23 protein-coding genes are annotated in these 24,270 nt (G+C 35.0%); 21 read left to right on the top strand and 2 right to left on the bottom strand.

The window, feature by feature from the left end:
• The first annotated feature begins 335 nt into the window (after positions 1-335).
• The 4 genes from asnB (at position 336) to Q9306_RS04505 (ending at position 3,597) form a co-directional block, all read left to right on the top strand.
• Positions 336-2,237 (top strand): asparagine synthase (glutamine-hydrolyzing), encoded by a 1,902-nt coding sequence (asnB, locus tag Q9306_RS04520; RefSeq protein WP_306195731.1) that lies wholly within the window; start codon positions 336-338, stop codon positions 2,235-2,237.
• Positions 2,238-2,384: 147 nt separating this feature from the next.
• Positions 2,385-2,744 (top strand): GNAT family N-acetyltransferase, encoded by a 360-nt coding sequence (locus Q9306_RS04515; protein ID WP_306195729.1) that lies wholly within the window; start codon positions 2,385-2,387, stop codon positions 2,742-2,744.
• Between the two features lie 16 nt (positions 2,745-2,760).
• Positions 2,761-3,249 (top strand): GNAT family N-acetyltransferase, encoded by a 489-nt coding sequence (locus tag Q9306_RS04510; RefSeq protein ID WP_306195727.1) that lies wholly within the window; start codon positions 2,761-2,763, stop codon positions 3,247-3,249.
• Positions 3,250-3,261: 12 nt separating this feature from the next.
• On the top strand, positions 3,262-3,597 hold the full coding sequence (locus Q9306_RS04505) for a hypothetical protein (protein WP_306195725.1): 336 nt from the start codon (positions 3,262-3,264) through the stop codon (positions 3,595-3,597).
• Between the two features lie 519 nt (positions 3,598-4,116).
• On the opposite strand, the gene Q9306_RS04500 is transcribed toward Q9306_RS04505, so the two are convergent.
• Positions 4,117-4,569: a hypothetical protein gene (locus tag Q9306_RS04500; protein WP_306195723.1), complete on the bottom strand. Its 453-nt coding sequence runs from the start codon at positions 4,567-4,569 to the stop codon at positions 4,117-4,119.
• Positions 4,570-5,033: 464 nt separating this feature from the next.
• On the opposite strand from Q9306_RS04500, the gene dat reads away from it, so the two are divergent.
• The 17 genes from dat to hcp all read left to right on the top strand — a co-directional run bounded on the left by dat (position 5,034) and on the right by hcp (position 23,463).
• Complete coding sequence (dat, locus tag Q9306_RS04495; RefSeq protein WP_306195721.1) at positions 5,034-5,903, top strand: D-amino-acid transaminase; 870 nt, start codon at positions 5,034-5,036, stop codon at positions 5,901-5,903.
• A gap of 130 nt (positions 5,904-6,033) precedes the next feature.
• On the top strand, positions 6,034-6,681 hold the full coding sequence (locus tag Q9306_RS04490; protein ID WP_306195719.1) for a nitroreductase family protein: 648 nt from the start codon (positions 6,034-6,036) through the stop codon (positions 6,679-6,681).
• Positions 6,682-6,937: 256 nt separating this feature from the next.
• Entirely contained in the window at positions 6,938-7,426 is a 489-nt protein-coding gene (locus Q9306_RS04485) for a hypothetical protein (protein ID WP_306195717.1), read from the top strand.
• A 128-nt stretch (positions 7,427-7,554) separates the two neighbouring features.
• A complete protein-coding gene (locus Q9306_RS04480; RefSeq protein ID WP_306195715.1) occupies positions 7,555-8,103 on the top strand; it encodes a cysteine hydrolase family protein in 549 nt (182 codons plus the stop codon).
• A 196-nt stretch (positions 8,104-8,299) separates the two neighbouring features.
• The gene (locus tag Q9306_RS04475; protein ID WP_306195713.1) at positions 8,300-9,418 is read left to right on the top strand and encodes a GAF domain-containing sensor histidine kinase; all 1,119 of its coding nucleotides are present in this window, start codon (positions 8,300-8,302) and stop codon (positions 9,416-9,418) included.
• A gap of 14 nt (positions 9,419-9,432) precedes the next feature.
• Positions 9,433-10,068, top strand: a complete 636-nt coding sequence (locus tag Q9306_RS04470; RefSeq protein ID WP_306195711.1) for a response regulator — start codon at positions 9,433-9,435, stop codon at positions 10,066-10,068.
• A gap of 152 nt (positions 10,069-10,220) precedes the next feature.
• Entirely contained in the window at positions 10,221-10,757 is a 537-nt protein-coding gene (locus tag Q9306_RS04465) for an NADPH-dependent FMN reductase (RefSeq protein ID WP_306195709.1), read from the top strand.
• A gap of 1 nt (position 10,758) precedes the next feature.
• Positions 10,759-11,988, top strand: a complete 1,230-nt coding sequence (locus Q9306_RS04460) for an MFS transporter (protein ID WP_306195707.1) — start codon at positions 10,759-10,761, stop codon at positions 11,986-11,988.
• 286 nt (positions 11,989-12,274) lie between these two features.
• Positions 12,275-12,829, top strand: coding sequence for a YdcF family protein (locus tag Q9306_RS04455; RefSeq protein WP_306195705.1), 555 nt, complete (start codon positions 12,275-12,277; stop codon positions 12,827-12,829).
• Positions 12,830-12,930: 101 nt separating this feature from the next.
• Positions 12,931-13,884, top strand: a complete 954-nt coding sequence (locus Q9306_RS04450; protein WP_306195703.1) for an ABC transporter ATP-binding protein — start codon at positions 12,931-12,933, stop codon at positions 13,882-13,884.
• Positions 13,885-13,887: 3 nt separating this feature from the next.
• Positions 13,888-15,399 carry an ABC transporter permease/substrate-binding protein gene (locus tag Q9306_RS04445; RefSeq protein WP_306195701.1) on the top strand — a complete coding sequence of 504 codons (1,512 nt, stop codon included), beginning with the start codon at positions 13,888-13,890 and terminating at the stop codon, positions 15,397-15,399.
• Between the two features lie 238 nt (positions 15,400-15,637).
• On the top strand, positions 15,638-17,065 hold the full coding sequence (gene arcD / locus Q9306_RS04440) for an arginine-ornithine antiporter (protein WP_306195948.1): 1,428 nt from the start codon (positions 15,638-15,640) through the stop codon (positions 17,063-17,065).
• Between the two features lie 161 nt (positions 17,066-17,226).
• Positions 17,227-17,487 carry a LemA domain protein gene (locus Q9306_RS04435; RefSeq protein ID WP_306195699.1) on the top strand — a complete coding sequence of 87 codons (261 nt, stop codon included), beginning with the start codon at positions 17,227-17,229 and terminating at the stop codon, positions 17,485-17,487.
• Positions 17,488-17,570: 83 nt separating this feature from the next.
• Positions 17,571-19,379, top strand: a complete 1,809-nt coding sequence (locus Q9306_RS04430; RefSeq protein WP_306195697.1) for a DUF8727 domain-containing protein — start codon at positions 17,571-17,573, stop codon at positions 19,377-19,379.
• Positions 19,369-21,216, top strand: coding sequence for a hypothetical protein (locus Q9306_RS04425; protein ID WP_306195695.1), 1,848 nt, complete (start codon positions 19,369-19,371; stop codon positions 21,214-21,216). The genes Q9306_RS04430 and Q9306_RS04425 overlap by 11 nt, the downstream gene beginning before the upstream one ends.
• A 257-nt stretch (positions 21,217-21,473) precedes the next feature.
• Positions 21,474-22,070 carry a hypothetical protein gene (locus tag Q9306_RS04420; RefSeq protein WP_306195691.1) on the top strand — a complete coding sequence of 199 codons (597 nt, stop codon included), beginning with the start codon at positions 21,474-21,476 and terminating at the stop codon, positions 22,068-22,070.
• A gap of 106 nt (positions 22,071-22,176) precedes the next feature.
• Positions 22,177-23,463, top strand: a complete 1,287-nt coding sequence (hcp, locus tag Q9306_RS04415; RefSeq protein ID WP_306195687.1) for a hydroxylamine reductase — start codon at positions 22,177-22,179, stop codon at positions 23,461-23,463.
• 46 nt (positions 23,464-23,509) lie between these two features.
• Here hcp and Q9306_RS04410 read toward each other — a convergent pair whose 3' ends face one another.
• A complete protein-coding gene (locus Q9306_RS04410) occupies positions 23,510-24,001 on the bottom strand; it encodes a chromosome segregation protein (protein WP_306195685.1) in 492 nt (163 codons plus the stop codon).
• Positions 24,002-24,270 lie beyond the last annotated feature (269 nt).

Genomic DNA, 24,270 nt, shown 5'->3' with positions numbered 1-24,270 from the left:
TTTTCGGTTAAGGAAAAAATTGAAAATTGATGAAGGATAAGAATAGAATTGATTTATATATAAATGAAAATTGAAAAAATGACAAAAAATATCTTTTCTTTTTAGGTGAGCGGGAGCAGCTGACCATATATAGGAGCGGTCAAAGACATTTTTTAAAATGAAAGGGGAAAAACAAACAAATTATGTTTTATTTTGCATAACAGTGATGAAAATGGTGAAAAAACAAAGTGGATTTATGTACTTTTTGTCGCCATATTGTTATGATTATGCTAGTATAAGTAGGGTTGATATAGTAGTATAGAAACAGAATGAAAACCGAAAGAGGGTAAGAAAGTATGTGTGGTTTTGTAGGATGTTTATGTGAAAACCCTAGAGGGTTTTCGGCAGAAGAAAAACATCAATTTGAAAATATGAATACGATTATCTTTCACCGTGGTCCAGACGATGAAGGGTACTTCCGTGATGAACATGTACAATTTGGCTTCCGCCGTTTAAGTATTATTGACTTAGAGGCAGGACATCAGCCGTTAACGTATGAAAACGATCGTTATGTAATTATTTTTAATGGTGAAATTTATAACTATGTAGAACTTCGCGAAATGCTTCTTGAAAAAGGGGCAACATTTGCGACACAATCTGATACAGAAGTAATCATTGCATTATATGCTCATATGAAAGAAAAATGTGTAGACTACCTTCGCGGTATGTTTGCATTTATGATTTGGGATCGTGAAGAGAAAAAGCTTTTCGGTGCACGTGATCATTTCGGTATTAAACCACTTTACGTTGCGCAGCACGAGGATACAACATTTTTTGCATCTGAAAAGAAAAGTATCTTACATGTGATGGAAGATAAAGGGGTAAATCCAGCTTCTTTACAACACTATTTTACGTATCAATATGCTCCAGAGCCTGAAACGTTAACAGTTGATATTAACAAAATTGAGCCAGGTCATTACTTCGTAAAAGAACTTGGAAAAGAGATGGAAATCCGTCGTTATTGGCAACCATATTTCAATGCATCTGATGCGACGAAAGAAGAGCATATTCAAGCAATTCGTGACGTATTATACGATTCAGTAAAAATGCATATGCGCAGTGATGTACCAGTAGGATCATTCTTATCTGGTGGTATCGATTCATCGATTATCGCATCTATCGCCAAAGAAATGAATCCAAATCTATTGACTTTCTCTGTAGGTTTTGAACGTCGTGGTTTCAGTGAAGTCGACGTAGCGAAAGAAACAGCAGAAAAATTAGACGTGAAAAACTATAGTGTATTCGTAACACCACAAGAATTTATGGATGAATTCCCAAAAATTATGTGGCATATGGATGACCCGTTAGCGGATCCAGCAGCTGTACCATTGTACTTCGTTGCAAAAGAAGCGCGTAAGCATGTAACAGTTGTTCTTTCTGGTGAAGGTTCAGATGAATTGTTTGGCGGATATAACATTTATCGTGAGCCAAACTCTTTAAAAATGTTCTCTTACATCCCTAGCCCAGGAAAACGTGTATTAAAAGCGTTAAGTGGTGCGTTAAAAGAAGGATTCAAAGGGAAAAGCTTCTTAGAGCGCGGCTGTACACCAATTGAAGAGCGTTATTATGGAAATGCGAAAATCTTCCGTGAAGAAGAAAAAGCAGCGCTTATGAAACATTATAATGAAAGTGTAAATTACATGGATATCACGAAGCCATTGTACGATGATATCAAAAACTATGATGATGTAAGTAAAATGCAATACATCGATATGTTTACATGGCTACGCGGTGACATTTTATTAAAAGCTGATAAAATGACAATGGCACATTCGTTAGAACTGCGTGTACCGTTTTTAGATAAAGAAGTATTTGATGTTGCATCTAAAATTCCAACAGAATTAAAGATTGCAAATGGTACAACAAAAGCGATTTTACGTGAAGCGGTACGCGGCATTGTACCGGATCACGTATTAGATCGTAAAAAGTTAGGCTTCCCAGTACCTATCCGTCACTGGTTAAAAGATGAAATGCATGATTGGGCTGTAAACATCATTAAAGAAAGCAAAACAGAGCATTTAATCGATAAGCAGTACGTATTAGACTTATTAGAAGCACATTGTGCAGATAAAGGCGATTACAGCCGTAAAATTTGGACAGTCCTAGCATTTATGGTATGGCACCAAATTTTTGTTGAACATAAATATGATACAAATGCGTTTCATGAAGAAACAAAGCGCGCTTATAGCTTAGTATAAAGTGAAACTTTAATCAGTGGGGGGTTCCCCCCACTGCCCGTTAATAGCGGGATAAAGAGGAAACCTTAAGATAGTATGACTATCTTAAGGTTTTTTTCATAAATACTTGTCCTGCCCGATACAATAATAATAAGGAGTGACATACATATGTTAACGTTTGAAAAAGTAACAGACGAAACAAAGTTAGTAGTAGAAGAAATGTTTTCTTCTTATGATTTACCAGTTAGAGATGTAGCCTATTGTATAAAAGCAGATGATACATATATAGGTATCATTGATTACACTGTGCAACACGAGAAAGCACTATTATCGTATCTTCTTATTCACCATGATTATGAAGGATACGGGTATGGAACGAATGCTTATTATACGTTTGAAGAAATAGTAAAAAATGAACACATGAAGGAAATTCAAATTATATGTATGGATAAAAACGAAAGAATAGAATCGTTTCTTGGACAACTCGGTTTTCAAAAAAATAATGATGTTTATATAAAGAAATTGTAATAGGGGAGACAAAGCAATGAAAATTCGCAATGCAAATAGAGAAGATGTAAGAAGTATTGTAAACATATATAATGATGCAGTTATACATACAACCGCTACATTTGATTTACAAGAAAAGACGTTAGCAGAAATGAAGGTATGGTTTGATGCACATAATGAAATGTATCCAGTCATTGTTGCAGAAGAAGAGGGTAGCATACTTGGGTATTGTTCTTTATCACCATTTCGCGAGAAAGAAGCATATAAGAAAACGGTAGAAATTTCAGTATATGTGGACCAACATGCACGTGGGAAAGGGATAGCAAAGAAATTGATAGGACGCATACTTCAATTGGCAGAAGAAGCAGAGCACCACGCTATTATTGCTGGGATTACAAAGGGAAATGATATTAGTGTGAAACTGCATGAACAGATGGGATTTACATATGTAGGATGTTTTCGGGAAGTTGGCTATAAGTTTAATGAGTGGCAAGATGTTTTATTTTATCAACATATCCTAAAATAAGGTGGTAGGTGTATGGGGATGACACTAGCGCTTATTGTAGTTCTTAGTTGCTTTTTATTTGCAGAGATCTTTCAATTTTTTATAAGAAAAATATTAAGCAACAGACGTACACCATATGAATTGCAGTATTTTCCACTATTTTTAATGTTGTTTCTTATGCTATATATTTTGCAAAAAGTGACATTTTTTCCACCAACCATTGAAATTTTCTTGAAATTTGGTTTACTATATAGCTGCATTGGAATGGGAATCTTATGTGGTCTATTTTGTATGAGGTATGTCCACTATCAAAGTTATATTTTGATTTTAAATTGGTTGAATCGAGATGACGGAAACCATCTTTCATAAAATGGTTTTTGTTTATTATAACGCCTCTCTTATATTAAGTACATTTCATATTAAGCTAGAAGGAAAGAATCCGCATCCTAAGAATTCTTCTGGTTTTTAACATTGCAAAATGAAGTGAGACGTATAAAAAACACCTAGAGTTTCTTGTAAAATGCAAGAAACTCTAGGTGTTTTTTGGGGGTAGAGAGTTTTTTCTTGTGACTTTTCATTATGGCAAATTCTTCAGCAAATACCGTCTTCTTTTATTTGTTCGCAGAATTAAGCGTTGTTTTTTGTGAACTTTTTTCTTCCACCGCTGGCTATAAAAATGAATTGAACGAACTATTAGGGGAGAAAATGCTCCACTGAAATTATTATACCCTTCCAATAACCCCAACTTATTTCCTCCTTTTAGGAGAGGGAAAACAATGAACATCAATAGTTTGCGTCTAATATTTTATGCTTTTATATCCAATATGAGCAAGTCTTTTTGAAGAATTTAATTACTAATAACATTGGTTATTAGTATGTAGGAATAATTTAATTCATTGTAATTTTATCTTGTACAAATTTATATATGATTTGAAATTGTTCGTCTGGAATATGGGTAACACGCTCTTCTTTTACTGAAGGAGAAAGAGGTTCTTCGAGATAAATTACATTTGTTTTTATCCCTAAAATATGACCAGTACGAGCGGTGCAACTTGTAAAATCACGGTAGTGTAGGGTATGACATTTCACGCTTAAACCTTGTTGTTCCCCCATAATAATTTGTCTATCCGTAAAGAATAAAAAGCCAATTGCTGTATGACGAAATGCGCCTGTCGATAAATAATAGAAGCATTCGTTAGGTGCCAATTCTCTCTTTAATGTTGTAATCGAATGTATATAGAATTGCTGCATATTTGCTGGAAGCTTAGACGCTTCTGATTCTAATTGTTCATAAGTTAAGCAGTCATAGGTTGTTTGAATAGATAAATTTTGGATATGCACATGGGTTCTCCTTTTGAATATTTTAACATAACGATATTATTATAAAACAAAATTCACTGTAGATAAATTAGAAAATCTAGTAATTTCGAATTTGTATGATGTTTTTTATCATTTTACCTCAGAAGCCCCCTTCTTCAAACAGGTGAAAGGCAGAGCCCTGTGGTAAGGAGGGGATGAATGTGGGCTCTTGCTGCTCCTTTTTCTGTCTGCTTGCGCAGGGGCAGAAATGGGTCATCTATAGATACTTCGGATTGGCGGTATAGAGAACTTTTCTTGTTGAACGGAGGAGGTTCTAGAGCTTGTTGGCATCGGAGCAAGGGGTTCTAGAATCCCTCACTTCAAGTGGCGTTAGCCGATAAGAGATGGAGAAAATATTTTTTGTTGCTTAAAAGTTAGAATATTGTTTCTCTTTAAATAAATTAGGTTGTACAATGGGAATATATATGAAGAGGAGGCGAGTAACAATGCACAGTGCTTATAAAGATTGGATTTTATTTAATGGAAGTATTATAAATACGAGAGAGAAAGAACCAATGATTTCATTAGATGAGCGAGGCTTACAGTTTGGAGATGGAGTATATGAAGTATTTCGTTTATATGATGGAAAACCTCATTTATTAGATCTCCATTTAGATCGTTTTTTCCAATCTATGAAAGCAATTGAATTAGAACCGCCCTTTACAAAGGAAGAACTAATTTCTCAGTTGCAGCAATTGATTGAGAAAAATCAATTTAAAGAGGATGGAAATGTATATATTCAAGTTTCAAGAGGTGTTCAACCTAGAAACCATTTGTTTGAATCCAATCTTCAGCCCACATACTATGCAAATATTGTACCATTTCCAAGGCCAGATACTTTAATAGAAAACGGAATTAAAGCAACAGTTGCCGAGGATATACGTTGGCATTTTTGTCATATAAAATCTCTAAATTTACTTCCGAATATTATGATTAAAAATAAAATTGCAAAAGAAGGTTATTACGAAGCGATTTTAGTTCGCAATGGCATTGTAACAGAAGGGTGTCATTCTAATTTTTTTATTGTTAAAAATGGAACTCTGATTACACACCCTGCGAACCAGTTTATTTTGTATGGCATTACACGCCATCATGTTATTTCTTTAGCAAAACAATTGCATATTCCGGTAGAAGAACGTCAATTTTCTCTTCATGAGGTATATGAAGCAGATGAATGCTTCTTTACAGCTACACCAATTGAAATTGTACCCGTGACACAAATTGGGGAAGCTTGGCATCAAACAGGAGAACAACGAGTTACAAGAAAGCTACAAGCGGCATATAAGACGAGTGTGTATAGTGTGGAGATAAAATAATACTAGGTTTTTAAGATACTACAAACGAGTAAATATGAAAAAGGCTGAATAACTTCGGCTTTTTTCATTATATGATATAATCAGTCAGGTAGAGATTTTGAAAACGTTATAAAAGGGGATTTTGAATCATATGGATTATCAAGCATTTAAAGATATTATTCATGGCCGTCGCAGTGTTCGGAAATTTACAGACCAAGACGTTTCTGTAGAAGATATAGAAGAAATTATTGATTGTGCGAGATATGCACCGAGTGATACAAATTCACAAACATGGGAATTTGTCGTTATTATGAATCGTGACAAAATTAAAGATATAGAAGAAATGACATGGAATGCGCTACATACGCGAGCTGAAGAAGCGGCAAAAAAAGGCGAGGAAAAAGCAGGGAAATTATTGACACGCTCTTTCGGACCATATGCAACAGCATTTTCAGATGCACCAGTTTTAATCATTTGCTTAGCAACGCCATATCAATCTAAATTTCGGGAAAAGATTTTTGATCCAATTGAATTTGTTCCAGAGTCTGTTTGGGAAGAAGAAGGTATTAAAAGTAGTTGCTTAGCTTCACAAAACTTAATGCTTGCAGCTCATGCCAAAGGTCTCGGTACATGCCCGATGACAGGACCGGTGTTATTAGCGCAAAACGAGCTAAGAAACTATTTACAAATTGAAACTGATAAACAAGTTAATATGGTAATTGCATTAGGACATCCGAAAGAACAGTCGAAAAAACTAGCTCGAAAAGCAGTAGCGGAAATTACAAAATTTATTCGATAATATGATCTCTTCATAAGTAAGGAGAGAAAGATTGAAATAATCTTAGTTATAGTGCTAAGATTATTTTTTATGGGAATTTTTAGTAATAAAAAATTTACTAAAAATTTCTTGAAGAAATAATGGTGATAAACAGGGAATAAGTGTGGTACAGTTAATGGTGTAATGAGTGAATTTATTTTTGAAAGTAATATGTGTATATATTTAAGAATTATTCTTGTATAATAAATTATACATTGAGATACAGGGGGAATGGATTTTGAAAAAATTCATAATCACTGGATTATCTGTTATGTTGTTAGTAGGTTGTGGAGTAACAGAAGAAAAGAACGTCAAGGAAGAAAAGCAACAAGAACGAGCTGTAAATGCACAGCAAGAAATAAAATATTCATTCCCAGAAGGGGTAACTTCAGTTGGTGAAGGAAAAGTCAAAGTTGTTACACCAGATGGTACATCGGAAAATGGGAATATACCTGTCGTATTTATAAAAAAAGATACGCTTATCCAACAAGTAGAAATTGAAGTTGCAAATTTCCAAGAGGATAAAGAAATATTTGTATACGTCGATAAGCAATTTGAAGACAAACATGAAGTAAATAAATTAGCGCAAACGACAATCGCGTTAAAAGAAGAGACACTACAACCTGGTATCCATACCGTAACAGCAATTCAGTATGAAAACAATGATCCAAACGGAAAAGTAATTAACTTTGTCCAGGCGCAGCTTGAAAATAAACCAGCACAGTAAGAGGAAATCTGCTTTATAAGCAGGTTTCTTTTTTTATAGGGATTTTCATTATACATGTCGAATATGTAAGAAAACGTCGTTATAACGCGTTTTCTATTGTTTACTGTGAAACGAAAGGGATGAAAAAGATGAAACGAGCACTTATAAATATTGATTATACATATGATTTCGTCGCAGAAGGTGGGGCTTTAACATGCGGTAAACCTGGGCAAGATATAGAAAAGAACATTGTAGAAATTACGAAGCAGTGTATTGGAAATGGAGATTATGTTGTATTTGCTGTTGATAAACATGTAGAAAATGATTTTTATCATCCAGAGAGACAATTATATCCACCTCATAATATAGCGGGAACAAACGGGAGAGAGTTATACGGTGAATTACAAACTTTATATAATACACATAAAGATGATGAAAATGTTTATTATATGGATAAAACAAGGTACAGCGCCTTTGCTGGAACAGATTTAGAAATTAAACTTCGAGAAAGAGGAATACAAGAAGTGCATCTTGTTGGAGTTTGTACGGACATTTGTGTGTTACATACGGCAATCGATGCTTATAATAAAGGGTTTCGCATTGTAGTATACGAAAAAGCAGTTGCATCATTTAATGAACAAGGGCATGAGTTTGCACTGCAGCATGTAAAGTCTTGTCTACAAGCTGCAGTAAAGTAAGAAGAAAAAACCGCCAGAAAAATAGAAATTCTGGCGGTTTCATCATTTTCTTACAATTATACAAATTGCCCCTTTATACTCATGAAATACTATGTTTCTAAATCCAGTTTCTTTTAGTAATGTTTCTATATCTTCTTTTGCTTCATTTGTAGTATTTAGAAATTTCATAATGTTATAATAGGAAATGGTGATGAACATGAATGAAAATGAAAGACAAATGCATCGATTGCAAGCGTTAAAAGAAATTGCAGAGTTATTAAATGAAGCAATAGATTTGCAGCAAATGTTAGAAAAAGTTCTACATACTCTCTTACAAGTGATGAATTTACAGACAGGCTGGATATTCTTTATTGATGAAAAAGGAACCCACCAAATGCTTGTTGATACGAATTTACCACCAGCTCTTACATGGGAAGAAAAAAAACCGATGTGCGAAGGCGATTGTTGGTGCATTGATCGATTTGTTGATGGACGTTTGCAAAAAGCAACAAATATTATTGAGTGCAAGCGAATAGAAGATGCGATTGAATATGAATGGGGAGAAACAGAGGGCATTACGCATCATGCGACGATCCCGCTTCAGGCAGGAGAAGAAAAATTTGGATTATTAAATGTTGCTTCTCCTTATAAAACGCATTTTACAGAAGAAGAATTAGCTTTATTAGAAGCGATTGCTTTTCAAATTGGAACAACGATTCAACGGATTAGGCTAGTGGAGAAGGAACGGAAATATGTAGTCGTTGCAGAAAGAAATCGACTAGCACGTGACTTACATGATTCTGTTAAGCAACTTCTCTTTTCAATAATGTTAACAGCTAGAGGAACAATGGATATGACGAAAAATCCAGAATTAAAGGAGATGTTAACGTATATAGGAGAGTTATCACAAGAGGCGCTGCAAGAGATGACATTGTTAATTTGGCAGTTACGGCCGGAAGGTTTAGAAAAAGGGCTTGCTGAAGCGATTCAAAGTTATGGGGAGCTCCTTGGAATTCATGTAATTATGCGAATTGATGGGGTAATTTCGATAGATGATGAAATAGAAGAAATGCTTTGGCGTGTTAGTCAAGAAGCGCTTCATAATTGTAAAAAACATGCTTCGTGTGAAAAGGTATGTGTACATTTAAAAATAGAAAACAATATGTTGAAGTTTCAAATTGAGGATAACGGAGTAGGATTTATGAAAGAGAAAGTAAGAGATTGTGCGCTTGGTTTAAAAAATATGAAGGAACGTATTGAGTTATTGAAAGGAAAGTTTCATATTCAAACTAAATTAGGTGAAGGAACAAAGATTGAGATTCTGTTACCGGTTTAAAGGGGAGACATGTATTGAAAATTAAATTACTGCTTGTAGAAGATCATCATATTGTCCGAAGAGGACTTGTTTTCTTTTTAAAAACAAAAGAAGAATTTGATATTATTGGCGAGGTGGGAGATGGAGAAGAAGCGCTTCAATTTATAAAAACAGAACGACCTGATGTTGTATTAATGGATGTATCGATGCCGAAAATGGATGGAATCGAAGCAACGAAGCGTATAAAACAATATGATTCATCTATTAAGGTACTTATGTTGAGCAGTTTTTCAGAACAAGGTTATGTTCTTCCAGCACTCGAAGCAGGTGCAGATGGATATCAATTAAAAGAAGTACAACCGGATCAACTTGTAGCTTCCATTATTGCAGTTTATCAAGGAAATGCGAATTTTCATCCGAAAGTAACGCCTGCTTTATTAGGGCGCCAAGCAACTGCTGAGATAAAACAAGATCATTTATCTATGTTAACGAAGCGTGAAAAAGAAGTGTTGCGAGAAATTTCCAAAGGAAGAAGTAATAAAGAAATTGCAGTAGCGCTACATATTACAGAACAAACTGTGAAAACACATGTTTCAAATGTCCTTGCTAAATTACATGTAGAAGATCGAACGCAAGCAGCCTTGTATGCTGTGAAACATGGTGTTGTATAGGAAGAGTAAATAGAAACTCATACTTTCGTATGAGTTTTTATTTTGTTTTTTCATACTATTTTTTCAAGCGGTTTCCATCTTTCTTACGGTTTATAAGAGAGAATTTTCTGATAAGATTAATATAGAAATTCAAACAAGGGAGAGAAATATTCATGAAACTAGTTGTCGTTAATGGTACACCACGTAAATTTGGTAAAACTCGCGTCATTGCAAAGCATATTGCACAAACTTATAGCGGAGAATTATATGATTTGGCTGTTGAGGCACTCCCATTATATAACGGAGAAAATTCTCAATATGAATTACAAGCAGTAGCAAAATTAAAGAAACTTGTTAAAGAAGCAGATGGTGTAGTACTATGCACGCCGGAATATCATAATGCGATGAGCGGGGCGTTGAAAAATGCATTTGATTTTCTTGGAAGCAGTGAGTTTATGCATAAGCCAGTTGGGCTTCTTGCAGTTGCAGGCGGAGGTAAAGGTGGTATAAATGCATTAAATAATATGCGCCTCGTGGCGAGAGGAGTATATGCAAATGTGATTCCAAAACAAGTTGTTATTGATAGTCTCCATATACAGAACGGAGAATTAGGGGAAGATGCGAAACCGCTAATTGCGGATTTGTTAAAAGAATTGAGAGGGTACATGAGCATTTTTCCAGAACTGAAAAAACAGTTAGGAGCTGATTAATATGTCATCTCTTTACCGTGATTCTCGGTTGTACTATATTCTTGGAGCCAATAGCCTATCAGCGATTGGCTCTGGGATTACGATGATTACAATTTCGTGGCTGCTTGTAACGGCGCCTGGTGGCAATGCAACGTTTGGTTATATTTCGATTATGTCTACACTTGTTATGTTTTTGTGTACACCGTTTATCGGACATTGTATTGATCGCTTTTCTCGTAAAACGTTACTCTTAGTGAATGAAGCCATCGGAGCAATCGCTGTCTTTATTATGGTATGTTGGGGGTTTACAGGTCACTCCTATGAAACAGTCCATTACATTGTGCTGTATATAGCAGGTTCATTTTATTATTTAGTATTTTATCCGAATATTTTCGCATTCAACCAAGAAGTGTTTGCACCAGAGCATTATAAATCACTTAGTGGAACGATGGAAATACAGGGACAATTGACACAAGTTATTGCTGGTGCCGTTGCTAGCTTTATGATTACAATTGTTGCTGTCAAATGGATTTTATTTATTAATATGTTAGCGTATGTCGGTGCATTTTTACTGCTATCGTTTATTCCATATACAAAACAGAGAACAAAACTAGGAAAGCAACCATTTGCAAAACAAATTTTTGAAGGCGTTCATTTTATGAAGAAAAGAAAGCAATTATTTTGGTTTTTATTTGCAACGTATATGCCGTTTATCGGTGTAATGATGACGAACTACTTAATGCCCGTGTACATTTCAGACGTATTGAAGGCTAATGGATCGGTATATGGTACGCAAGGAATGATGTACGGTATCGGTGCAATGTTTGCGGGAATTGGTATTCCAATTCTTATGAAATATGTAAAAACGGAAGTATCTATTGTATTCACGATGCTCATATATACAATTTCAATTACCGTAATGGTTATACAACCATCTGTTTACTTGATATACGGCTTTGCTATTTTTATGGCGATGGGAAATGCTGGAACACGTGTTGCGCGAAGTGTGCTTATGATGGAAGGGGTTCCAAATGAAATAATTGGGCGTGTTGACAGTCTATTTCGATTTGTTGGAACAGGTGTAAGAGTTATTCTTCTTATTGTCTTTACAACGTTTGTGTCTCAAATCGGTGTTATGGTTCCGTTTTATGCACTCAGCCTATTATTAATCGGTGCAACATGTATTGGTTTTTCATATGTGAAAATGCAGCGGCAAGAAAGAATTCATATTACCAATAAAACGGTTGTATAGTAACGAATCTAAAACACATCCTATAAATGTAACATTTAAAAAAGGTGTGAAAAGATATGGGAAAAACAAAAGCATTAGGTTCAGCGAAGCATAAAGGTAATCAAACGCAAGACCATACGTCTTCAAAGAAAGCACGCAATGCTCAAAATGCAGGACAGCGTCAAGGATAGGGAAAGTGGCGAGGATTGACTCCTCGCTATTTTTTTGAAATTTAACAAATGTAGGTAAAATACTTCTGTAGCATCCCTTTCTTTTATATAATATAAAAAAGGGAGAGAACTGCTATATGAATAAATGGTTATTATTACTGTTGTTAATGCCGCCAGTATATGTTGTTTATATGACATACTGCATGAAGAAAATTGCTAATGAAAAAGTAAGTCATACAGCACCGTATGTTTTAATTTTAGGTGCAAAACTATTTGGCGATAAACCATCGTTATCACTACAAAATCGATTAGATGTAGCGCTAGGCTATTTACATTCGCATCCAAAAGTAAAAGTAGTTGTATCTGGTGGACAAGGGGACGATGAAGATATTTCAGAGGCTCTTAGTATGAGTCGATATTTAATGGAAAACGGTATAGGAAAAGAAAGAATTTTACTTGAAGATCGTTCTACAAGTACATATGAAAATATAAAGTTTTCTAAGGAGATATATGATGTGAAGCATGCGGTTGTAGTAAGTAACACTTATCATTTATACCGGACGAAAATCATAGCAGACCGCTTAGGTATGAAGATGGAGGCACTTGCTGCACCGACGCCAAAGCGTTCGCGGAAAAAGGCATATATACGTGAGTATGCGGCAATCATAAAGACAATTTTAAAAGATTATTAGAGCTCAAAATAGAGCTCTTTTTATTTTGAGAGGACAAATCATTTGAAAATAGCTCGAATTTCTATGAGAATAGAGGAAAGAATGAAAAAGGAGTTGTGTATGTGATTCGATTTGAACACGTTTCAAAAACGTTTGATGATAAAACAAAGGCGGTAGATTCCTTGCAGCTAGAGATTCATAAAGGGGAATTTTTTGTTCTGATTGGCCCGAGTGGATGTGGCAAAACAACAACGATGAAAATGATCAATCGATTGATTGAAACAACAGAAGGTTCAATTTTTATTGATGGGAAGAACATTCGGGATTATAACATTCATGAATTACGATGGGATATTGGGTATGTTTTGCAACAAATTGCGCTATTTCCGCATATGACAATTGCAGAAAACATTGCGATTGTACCAGAAATGCGTAAATGGAGTAAAGCAAAAATCGAAAAGCGTGTTGATGAATTATTAGAAATGGTTGGTTTGGATCCTCATATATATAGGGGACGTATGCCAGATGAATTATCTGGCGGCCAAAAGCAACGAGTTGGTGTTGTGCGGGCACTTGCTGCCAATCCGAAAATTGTTTTAATGGATGAACCGTTTAGTGCGCTGGACCCTTTAAGCCGTGAACAGCTGCAGCGTGATTTAGTAGACTTGCAAAAAAAGATTCAAAAAACAATTGTTTTCGTAACCCATGATATGCAAGAAGCGTTAGCGCTTGGTGATCGTATTTGTATAATGAAAGATGGAAAAGTTGTCCAACTTGATACGCCAGAAGTCATTTTACAAAATCCTGCAAATAGATTTGTAGAAGAATTTATTGGGAGTCCGCGATTATCTTGGTATGATCATAGAAAAGTAGAAGATATAGTATCAATATTAGCACAAGAAGAAAAACAAGGTGATGGTCATCCACTTTCGACTGAAGTTGCCCTTTATGATGCTTTACTTCGTTTAGAACAGGAAAAAGAAATACCTATCGAAGAAAATGGTACATATATCGGTACTTTAACAAGTGAGCATATCGTTCAATACATAGTAGAGCAAATGAAAGTGAGGGCATAGAAAGTGACAACCTTTTTACAAACGATGCAAGAGCGTAAACAAGAATTGTTAAGTGCCCTTTTGGAACATTTGCAAATTTCATTGATTGCTTTACTTTTTGCAATTCTTATCGCAGTGCCGCTTGGAATTTTGTTAACAAGAAAAGAACGTATTGCTGAATGGGTAATTGGTACTTCTGCTGTGATGCAGACAATTCCTTCTTTGGCGCTTCTTGGGTTATTAATTCCGTTAGTTGGTATCGGGAAGGTCCCAGCTATAATTGCCCTTGTGATTTATGCACTGCTTCCTATTTTAAGAAATACATACACAGGGATTCGTGAACTAGATCCATCGCTTATTGAAGCAGCAAAAGCGATGGGGATGAACAATTGGAGACGTTTATGGAAGGTAGAAATACCACTTGCTTGGCCTATTATTATGGCAGGGATTCGAACGGCAATGGTACTAATTGTTGGTACAGCGACATTGGCTGCTTTAATTGGAGCAGGAGGGTTAGGAAAGCTTATTCTGCTTGGGATTGATCGAAATGACCATGCTCTTATTTTGTTAGGTGCTATTCCAGCTGCATTATTAGCATTATTTTTTGATGGTGTGCTGCGTATGACCTTGCATGTAAGACGTTCACCAAAGCGAACGATTGTTACAATTGTCGTTGTAGTTGGAATCATCATCGCACCATTTCTTTGGAGTACGCAAAAGAAAGATATTATTATTGCGGGTAAGCTTGGTTCAGAACCGGAAATTTTAATTCAGATGTATAAACAGTTAATCGAACAGGATACCGATTTAAAAGTAGAGGTAAAACCAGGATTCGGAAAAACATCTTTTGTATTTGAAGCGTTAAAATCTAAAGAAATCGATATTTATCCAGAATTTTCAGGAACGGCATTATCGACTTTTGTAAAGGAAGCGCCAAAAAGTACAGATCGTCAAGAAGTATATGAGCAGGCACGAATTGGGATGGAGCAGAAATTTAATATGAAGCTGTTAAAGCCAATGCAGTATAACAACACGTACGCATTAGCAGTACCAAAACAAATAGCGCAGCAGTATAACATCAAAACAATTTCTGATTTGAAAAATGTTTCTTCTCATATAAAAGCGGGATTTACACTTGAATTTGGAGATCGTGAAGATGGATATAAAGGAATACAAACACTATATCATATACAGTTTCCTAATTTAAAAACGATGGAACCGAAGCTTAGATATAGCGCCATTCAATCTGGCGATGTGAATCTCATTGATGCCTATTCAACAGATAGTGAATTACAGCAATACGGTCTGCAAGTACTAGAAGATGATAAAGGGCTGTTTCCACCATATCAAGGAGCACCATTATTACGGGAAGAAACATTGAAGAAATATCCAGAAATTGAAAAAATATTAAATAAACTTGCGGGGAAAATTACTGACGAAGAAATGCGAAAAATGAATTATGAAGTGAACGTAGAAGGGGAAAAAGCAGAGAAAGTAGCAAGAGAGTTTTTAGAAAAAGAAGGATTATTAAAATAGAATTCATTTACAAATGCATAAAAAAGGTCGTTTATATCAAAATAAACGACCTTTTTTTATGCATACTTATACTTTTTTTCGAAAAAGTATTCCATTTTTGTTCGTTTTCTTTTAGAATAAGTAATGTTTTTCTGAAAGAATATAAAGTGAAACAGTTCGTTATTTTCGAGGTACGTATTTTATATATACATTACAAATAATATGAATGCCTGGTAGAACGGAATGAGCACATCAAGAAATTGCAGACGGGGTGATACCAATAGAAAAGAAACTAGGATTTTTTCCATTAATCGCACTTGTAGTAGGAACAATGGTTGGAGGCGGTGTATTTAGTTTACCGCACGATTTAGCAGCAGGGGCAAACAGCGGTGCTATTTTAATTGGTTGGTGTATTACAGGACTAGGAATGATTCCGCTTACTCTCGTATATCAATCGTTGGCATATCGAAAGCCTGAACTTGAGGGGGGTATTTATAGCTACGCACGCGCTGGGTTTGGGGAATATATTGGATTTAACAGTGCATGGGGATATTGGATTGCTGGAATATTAGGCAACGTTGCAACAATTATGATGTTATTTAATTCATTAGCATACTTTTTTCCAATTTTTAAAGGCGGTAATAATGTCCCGGCTATCATTGGTGCATCACTTGTATTGTGGACGCTTCATTTTCTTATTTTACTTGGAATTCGTGAAGCCTCTATTATGAATTTTATCGCGACAATTGGTAAGTTTGTTCCAATTATGCTGTTTATTGTAATTATGATTGCGGCGTTTCGTTGGGATACATTTACGCATGACTTTTGGGGAAAAGGTACGGTCTCATTATCTTCTGTATTTGGACAAGTGAAGAACACGATGCTTGTTACGCTTTGGGTATTTATTGGCGTAGAAGGAGCCGTCGTTTTATCAGGACGAGCAAAACGTAGTCGTGATGTTGGAAAAGCAACTGTATTTGGTTTACTGTTAGTAATGAGTGTTTATATACTAATTTCTGTTTTATCGCTAGGAGCGATGCCACGAGAGGAATTAGCGGCACTTGAAACGCCGTCAATGGGACATGTATTAGAACATGTCGTTGGTTCATGGGGAGCATATATTATTAACTTAGGGTTAATCGTCTCGCTTATTGGTACCTTAATTGGTTGGTTCTTACTTGTTTCGGAAATTTCTCACGTTGCTGGAAAAGACGGTGTGTTTCCGAAAATATTTACAAAAACGAACAAAAATCATACGCCGCATGCAGCGTTATGGATTTCAAATTGTGTTGCCCAAACATTATTTATTATTGTGTTATTTTCAGAATCAACATATCAGATCATGTATTTTATAGCATCAACATCAATTTTACTCCCATATGTATTTTCAGCACTATATCAGTTGAAATTAGTGATTACAGAAGCATATGAAGGAAACAGATGGAAAGATGGGATACTTGCTCTAATGGCAGCTGTATATGGTGTTTGGCTTGTGTATGCAGCTGGATTGAAAAATTTATTACTTGTTTCTTTAGTATATGGCATCGGTCTAATCGTTTATGTAGCAGCAAGAAAAGAGAAAGGAAATCGCTGCTTTACTCGTGCTGAACGGTATGTGATGATAATTATCTTACTTGCAGCCGCTACTTCTATTTATATGTTAGTTTCTGGAAATATTGGGATGTAAAGATATTAATATACAAAAAAGGATTTATGCGAAAATATGAGCATAAATCCTTTTTTATTGATGTGCAAAATATTTTACTTGTTAATATATAAAGCGTTAGCAGGTATTTCTAATAATTAGCAGAATATTTAAATGTATAAGGTATGTAGGAGGGGATTGTTATGGAAGAACAGGAAAAATTAATGCGAATTGTAGAATTAGCAAAAGACGTCCGAAAATTATTAGTGCAAGAATCGTTCTTTAATCGACATCCCGAACTACGTGGAGCGGTAGAAAATTTAGCATGTTCTGTAGAAGTTTTAGCTAATATGCATATCCAAGAAGATGAGAATGCAGAAGATACATTACGTTATGTCCTAACGAAAATGAAGATTGCACATAATGCAATTTCTCAAGAAAAAGAGGGCTTTCATTTAACCTGACAATATGTGTCAGGTTTTTTGTTTCTAGTTTACTTTTATAATTCATACAATGATAAAAGCATCGGAAAAAGAAGGTGAAAAAGATGAAATTAGAGAAACCTCTTCATCCAAGTTTTGTAAAGAGATTGCAGCATATGCGTTTTGTCGGAAAATTCGCAGAAGAACAGAAGGAGGGATCATTTTTTGTCGTTTGTCTTTCACCAATTCCAAATATAATTGAGGCAGCTTTTGGAGAAGGTTGTAATATCTTTGAGGGTCTAAATAAAAATAAACAAAATGAAAAATTTTTTGCGAGTATAAAAGAAAGAAACCGAGAGAAACAATTGTTATTATTCCGGCTTTCATATACAAGTGGCAATTTATATGCAGAACTAATACGTTGTGAAGAACGAGACATAGCAAATTCCTATAAAATGATTCCTTCACCTAAACTATCAGTTTTAAAGGAAAGAGAAGTATTTGAAAGAAAGCTTGGGAAAGGATATGTTTCATTTCTAGTACCAAAATTCCCTCATGATTTGGGTGCACCAGAGTTGTTATGGTATGAAGGACGGATATATGGAAATGTAACTTTAAAGCCTTCTATTAGTGCCATTGCATATCGAGAACAGGGAAGGGATGCCCGTTACCTTGATATTGATGATTGGGTGCAGTATGTCGATATGAATGTTGAGAATAGCTTATTTTTTGTTCGAACAGAAGTATATGAACAATTAGAAAAACAAATAAAAGAGAACGGCAAAACAATTGAAATTATCGATACAAGCAGACAAGAAAAAGAAAAGGAATGGAATGAACGTGAATATTCTTTTATACAATATGTGAAGCAAATTCTCGCAGAAAAAGAATTATATATTGATGAAAGCGATATTTACAATTTTCATATTTGTGTAAAGACAAATTTATTAACAATAGTAGGTGGTATGCCTGGAATCGGGAAATCACAGTTTGTGCAAGCCTATGCGGAAGCACTCGGATTAGCATTTGGGAAAGAGTTCATTTGGGTTCCAGTCTCACCGTCCTATCAAGAACCGCATGATGTGCTAGGTTATCTCCATTCAAACGGAACATATATGGAAAGTGAAACAAAACTTGTTCGAACGCTTTTAGAAGCATATGAAAATCCAAATCAATTATATATTATTGCATTCGATGAAATGAACTTGTCATATATTGAACATTGGTTTACTCCTTTTTTATCACTCTTACAGTTGGAGCGGAAAAATCGTATTTTATCTTTGTATGCAGCGGATAATGGAAAAGAACAGGATGTGCCATCACAAATAGAAATTGGTGATAATATTATTTTTGTTGGTACAGTTAATTTTGATGAAACAACAAAAGAGTTATCCGACCGTTTATTGGATCGTGTAAATGTTGTATTCCTTCAAAAAATTCCATTTTGTGAGATGAGTATGATTGAGAGAAAAGTGCTACCTCGTCCGTTTGCATTTTCTATTCCAGCTCTAGAATTTCGAATAAACTGGGTTCATCATAAGGCAATGCTTAATGTGTTTACAGAAGAAGAAGTGGAGTTGTTAGATAAAATGCATCAGCTGTTATTTCTTCACGATGCGTCAAAAGGAATTTCTTTTCGCGTTGCGTCAGGAATCGCTTGTTATTTGCAAAATATACCATGCGATGAAGAGGGAACTTTATTAATAAGCCGTGAAGAAGCATTTGACTTACAAATCAAACAACGTATTTTAACGAAGTTACGTGGTACAGAAGCTACAATAGGGACATTGCTTCGGGAAGAGGGGAAAAAAGAAGTGTCTCTTGTACAATTATTACAATCATCATTTGCAAATCGTGTATCAACTTTTGAGCACTCGTTGTTGTATTTGAAACAAAAACGGCGGGAATTGGAGTTATACGGTTATGTCAAATGAAAGTATGTATGAGACAGAAATTATAGAAACAGGAGAGAGGCTTCCGTTTGTATTGAAATTGATAGTAGGAGCAGAAGAGAAGGGTGAACATATTGTATTAAATAAACTTTGCGTATCACCTGTTACGATTTCGTCGTGTGTGTACAAAGTACAAGAATTAAAACCGCTTCGGCTACATATACAATCACAATATCCAATAAAGATTACGTTTACTTGGAATAAAGTATATGAAGGACAAAAGCAACATATGGAATGGAAATATGAACTGCATGAAAAACAACGTACTATTTTACTGTATGAGCATGGGAAAACGGATTATTTATATCCATGGCGCTGTGGTGTATATCATTTTGAAGTGCAGATTGGAGAAGAGTTGTTTTACGGCGCATTTCAAATTGTTCCGAAAAATTTTTTTGATGATCAATTAGAGTTAATTCAGCAATATGTAAAGTCTGTGCTAAGTGGGATCATTTTAGATCGAGGATACTATAAAAAGACATTTGTTACATTTGCAGATATTGAAGATTATTCATATATGCGTATGCTCCGGATGTTGCCGCAAAAAATGAAAAAAATAAAGCAGTTATATTATGAAGTGCAGCAAAAAGTAAATTTTGAAGTGGAATATATATGGGAAATGCGAGAGAGAAAGCAGGGAAGAAAAAGCACCATTATACGCGAGAAAAAACCGTATGAAAAGTGGTATAATCGCCGTTTTACGGAGAAAAAGAATGATAAAGTGAACGGCTATGTAAAATATAAAACGAAGTTGTTTTATAATCAGCTATTAGAAATTGATTTATTTTTGCGCGAAACGATTCAGAAATTAGAGAGGGCACAGCAAACGCGAAGAGACGAGAAAAAAGCAGTGCATACGATTTTACAAACGATTGAGCGAAATGGTTCTGTAACGGAGCGAGACAAACAAAAATATCGTAACATTCACTTGTTAAAAGACACAGACTTACGCAAAATGGCTATGAAAATTCAAGAATATAAGGTACTTTATACAATTTTGCAAAGTACACTAACGTATTTTTCAAGCCTTTTATATACACCGTTTTTGAGGGAGGTTCGGGAAGAAAGTACACTTACGACACATTCGTTGCCTCCTGTTTACCATCAATTATTACATCAGCTTGAATTTTCGGTGCAGCACAATGAATTAGAACCATTATTTTTATTTGTTTATAAGCCGACATTTTTAATTTATGAGTATTATGCCTATTTTACTGTTGTGGCAATTTTACAAGAACTTGGTTTTAATGATTATCTGTCAATTGCAGAGCAAATTCAATCGTATTTTTATTTAGATGGTTTACAAGATGGTACAACAATTGTGTTGGAAGACAAAGATTTGCAGTTGCATGTAGTATTTAATGATTTAATTGAAACGCACCCGCTTATTGCGCTCAGTAAACAAAGTCATTTTTATAATGGAGAGGATACAAAAAAACCGGATATTCGTATTGATTGTTATAAGCGAGAGGAAACTGCTTATAAATATCAATCATCTATTATAGTTGAGGTGAAATATAGTCCGATGTATAACATTTTTCAACCAGTTGGGAATACGAAAGCAACCGAGCAGATGTACAAATATTGGTCAATTAAATATGTAGAAGAGAAAAATGGAAAATGCCTATTTCACCGCCGAGCAATTTATGAAGTTATATGTGTATATCCAGGTAGTAATATGCATGCTAAAAAAATTGAAGCAGGTTGCGGTGTATTTTTACAATTGTACCCGTATAAAACAAAAAAAGGAGAAGAGAGGGTGGCAGGAAAAAAAGAATTAATAAATATTTTACAGCACTGGTTAGCAGGGATAAAGTGAAACTTCCATCAATGGGGGTTTCATATTTTTCTTCTTGTGTTTTTAAAATTTTGAGATGAAGAGAAAATTTTCAAAATGTAACGATTTTTTGTAAATATTGTCATGTTTTTTTGGATTTTTTTTGTATAAATATAAAAGTAATACAGGAATTATGAATTAGTAAAATAGTTTTTCTTGCATAGCAAGTTTTCTTTTTATATGATAGATGATGAAAGCGCTAACAAATAAGTAAAGGGTGATAGGAAAGGCGGGGAAGTATGTTCCAACGTGTTCAAACAAAGGAAGAACATTTTTGGTTCGAGCAATTATGGGGAGATTTTTGTGAAGAACGAAACATAATGTTTGTAGAACGAAATTTAACACCTTCAAGATTTTTATTGATAGAGGATAATCATTATATCGGAACTGTTGAATGCATACATTATTTAGCACCTGAACAATCAAATTCCGAGTTTTTTTATCCGTTTTCTGAAAATGAATATATAAAAGGATTAAAAAACGTATATGAAATTGGAAAGTTAAGTATTGCAAAAACATCTCGCGGTCGAGGACAATTTAAGCAACTAGCGACGATTTTATTTATACATGCATTAGAAGTAAAAGCAGAGTGGTATATTGCAGTTGTAACAAAGCGTATGTATATGTACTTACGTTCATTAGGGTTCCCAATAGAGCCTATCGATGATGCATTTGCTGTTAATGATGCACTACAAGGTGTACCAGTTTGTATTCATGTTATGAAAGGATTGACACATATGTATTCTTTGAAAGAATTTCGTGATGTGATTCAAGGAAATGCACATGCACAAACATTGATTAAAGAAAGCAGTAAAAACATTATGTTAACAAGATGAATGTTGTCACAAAATTGCATCATTCCATGTGATTATCATCACATCTTTCAATAGTGATTTGTATTACGCTTACACTATAAAAATCGCTAGAGAGGGGATGGGAATGATGTTTTGTCATCAATGTGAACAAACGCCTACCGGAGGATGTAAAATTATCGGAGTTTGTGGAAAAGATGAAAGCATTGCAAGCTTACAAGATATTATTGTCTTTGCTTTAAAAGGAATTGCTGCATATCGTACTCATGCAGCGCAGCTTGGATATACAGACCCTTTTGTAGATGCAGTAACGCATGAAGCGTTATATATGACGTTAACAAATTCAAACTTTAATGAACAAGAACACTTAGAAATGGCAATGAAAGTTGGGAAAGCCGCGATTCGCGTGATGGAATTACTTGATAAGGCACATACTGATCATTTCGGAGTGCCGGAGCCAGTACAAATTACACAAAATCGTGCTTATGGAAAAGCAATTGTTGTTACAGGACATAATTTATTTGCACTAGAAGAGTTATTAAAGCAAACAGAAGGAACAGGTATCAATATTTATACACATTCTGAAATGCTGCCAGCACATGGTTATCCGCAGTTAAAAAAATATGTGCATTTAAAGGGGAATATCGGAAAGGCTTGGTATGATCAGCGCCGTTTATTCGAAAAATTTTCAGGGGCTATATTAGCAACGACAAATTGTGTGATGCCAATTAAAGGAACATATGCAAATCGTTTCTTTTCCTATGATGTTGCAGGACTAGAGGGAGTACGTAAAATTGAAAATAATGATTTTACATCGCTTATTGAAACGGCGTTGGAGCTTCCAGATGTCCAAATGGAATCAGAAGAACAGTTAACAACAGGATTTCACCATGAAACCGTATTATCGCTTGCACCAGAAATTATTGATGCGGTAAAAGCTGGTAAAATTCAACGTTTCTTTGTCATCGCTGGTTGTGATGCACCTGGAAAGGGCGGAGAATATTATCGGGAATTAGCAACATCTTTACCACCAGAAACAGTTATTCTCACGACGTCTTGCGGGAAATTCCGCTTTAATGACGTAGATTATGGCGTTGTGCCAGGAACGAATATACCGCGTTATATTGATCTCGGTCAATGTAATAATTCGATTTCAACAGTGAAAATTGCAGCCGCTTTAGCGGAAGCATTTCAATGTGAAGTGAATGAGCTACCAGTCAGCATTGTATTGTCTTGGTTTGAGCAAAAGGCTGTAGCTATTTTACTTGGATTATTTAGTCTTGGTATTCAAGATATTCGTATCGGTCCGAAAGCACCAGAGTTTATATCACCAGGTGTACTACAGGTGTTACAAGACGCATTTCGTTTACAACTCATTACAACAGCAGCAGAAGATATGAAAGCGATGTTATCATAATGAAAAAGGTGATGTTCGATGAACATCACCTTTTTCATTACATATATTAAAATCCAAAAATGCTTAAAATCATTTTACGACGCTTTGGTTTTTCTTCTTGTTTTGCTGCCGCTACTTCTGGTGTAATATAGATGGATTCTTTTCGTTTAAGTGCTGTTTCTAATTGGGCAATTTTTGCGTGCATTTCTTCCATTTCATTACGGTGTTGTAACAACTGATAACTTACGACGTCATCTGCTTTGTCTTGTAGCTTTTCTTCTAGCCGATCTAAGCGTAAGGAAACTTGTTGTAATTCTTTAATAAATTGCTGCATTTCATTTGGCGGTGCTGCTTCAGCAGCATGATAGGAAGATGATTCATGTTTTTGACTTGGTGCAGAGCGTTGAAACTCAAGCAGTTGTTGTAAATCATTTTCGTAAAAAACATAGTGGCCCAATTTATTTTTTTTCAATTCTAATCCGATTTGTTGTGCAAGACGGATAACAGCTTTTGGACTAATACCTAACGTTTTAGCAATCATCGGCGTTTTATACTCCACAATAACCCCTCCTATGTCTCATTAGTTAGAAGGTTTCGTGATAACTCGTTCGTTCCCTGCATGACTGACAAAAGAAGTGAGAAATCGGCAAAGAAAGTGCTTTTTGACAAAAATATTTTTTTCGTAAAAAACATCGCGAAAATGAAAAAAAGTTGTCTAAATCCAGTCGTTTCTCTTATTTGACGGAGAGTATAAGTTTCGTTATCATTAAACGTAAATATCTTTTTGATGTATGCATATAATGTATAAAAGGGAATTACTAGTGTAGA

The organism is Bacillus multifaciens (genome assembly GCF_030756675.1).
Classification (GTDB): Bacteria; Bacillota; Bacilli; order Bacillales; family Bacillaceae_G; genus Bacillus_A; species Bacillus_A multifaciens.
This window is presented reverse-complemented; position numbering and strand designations above follow the sequence as displayed.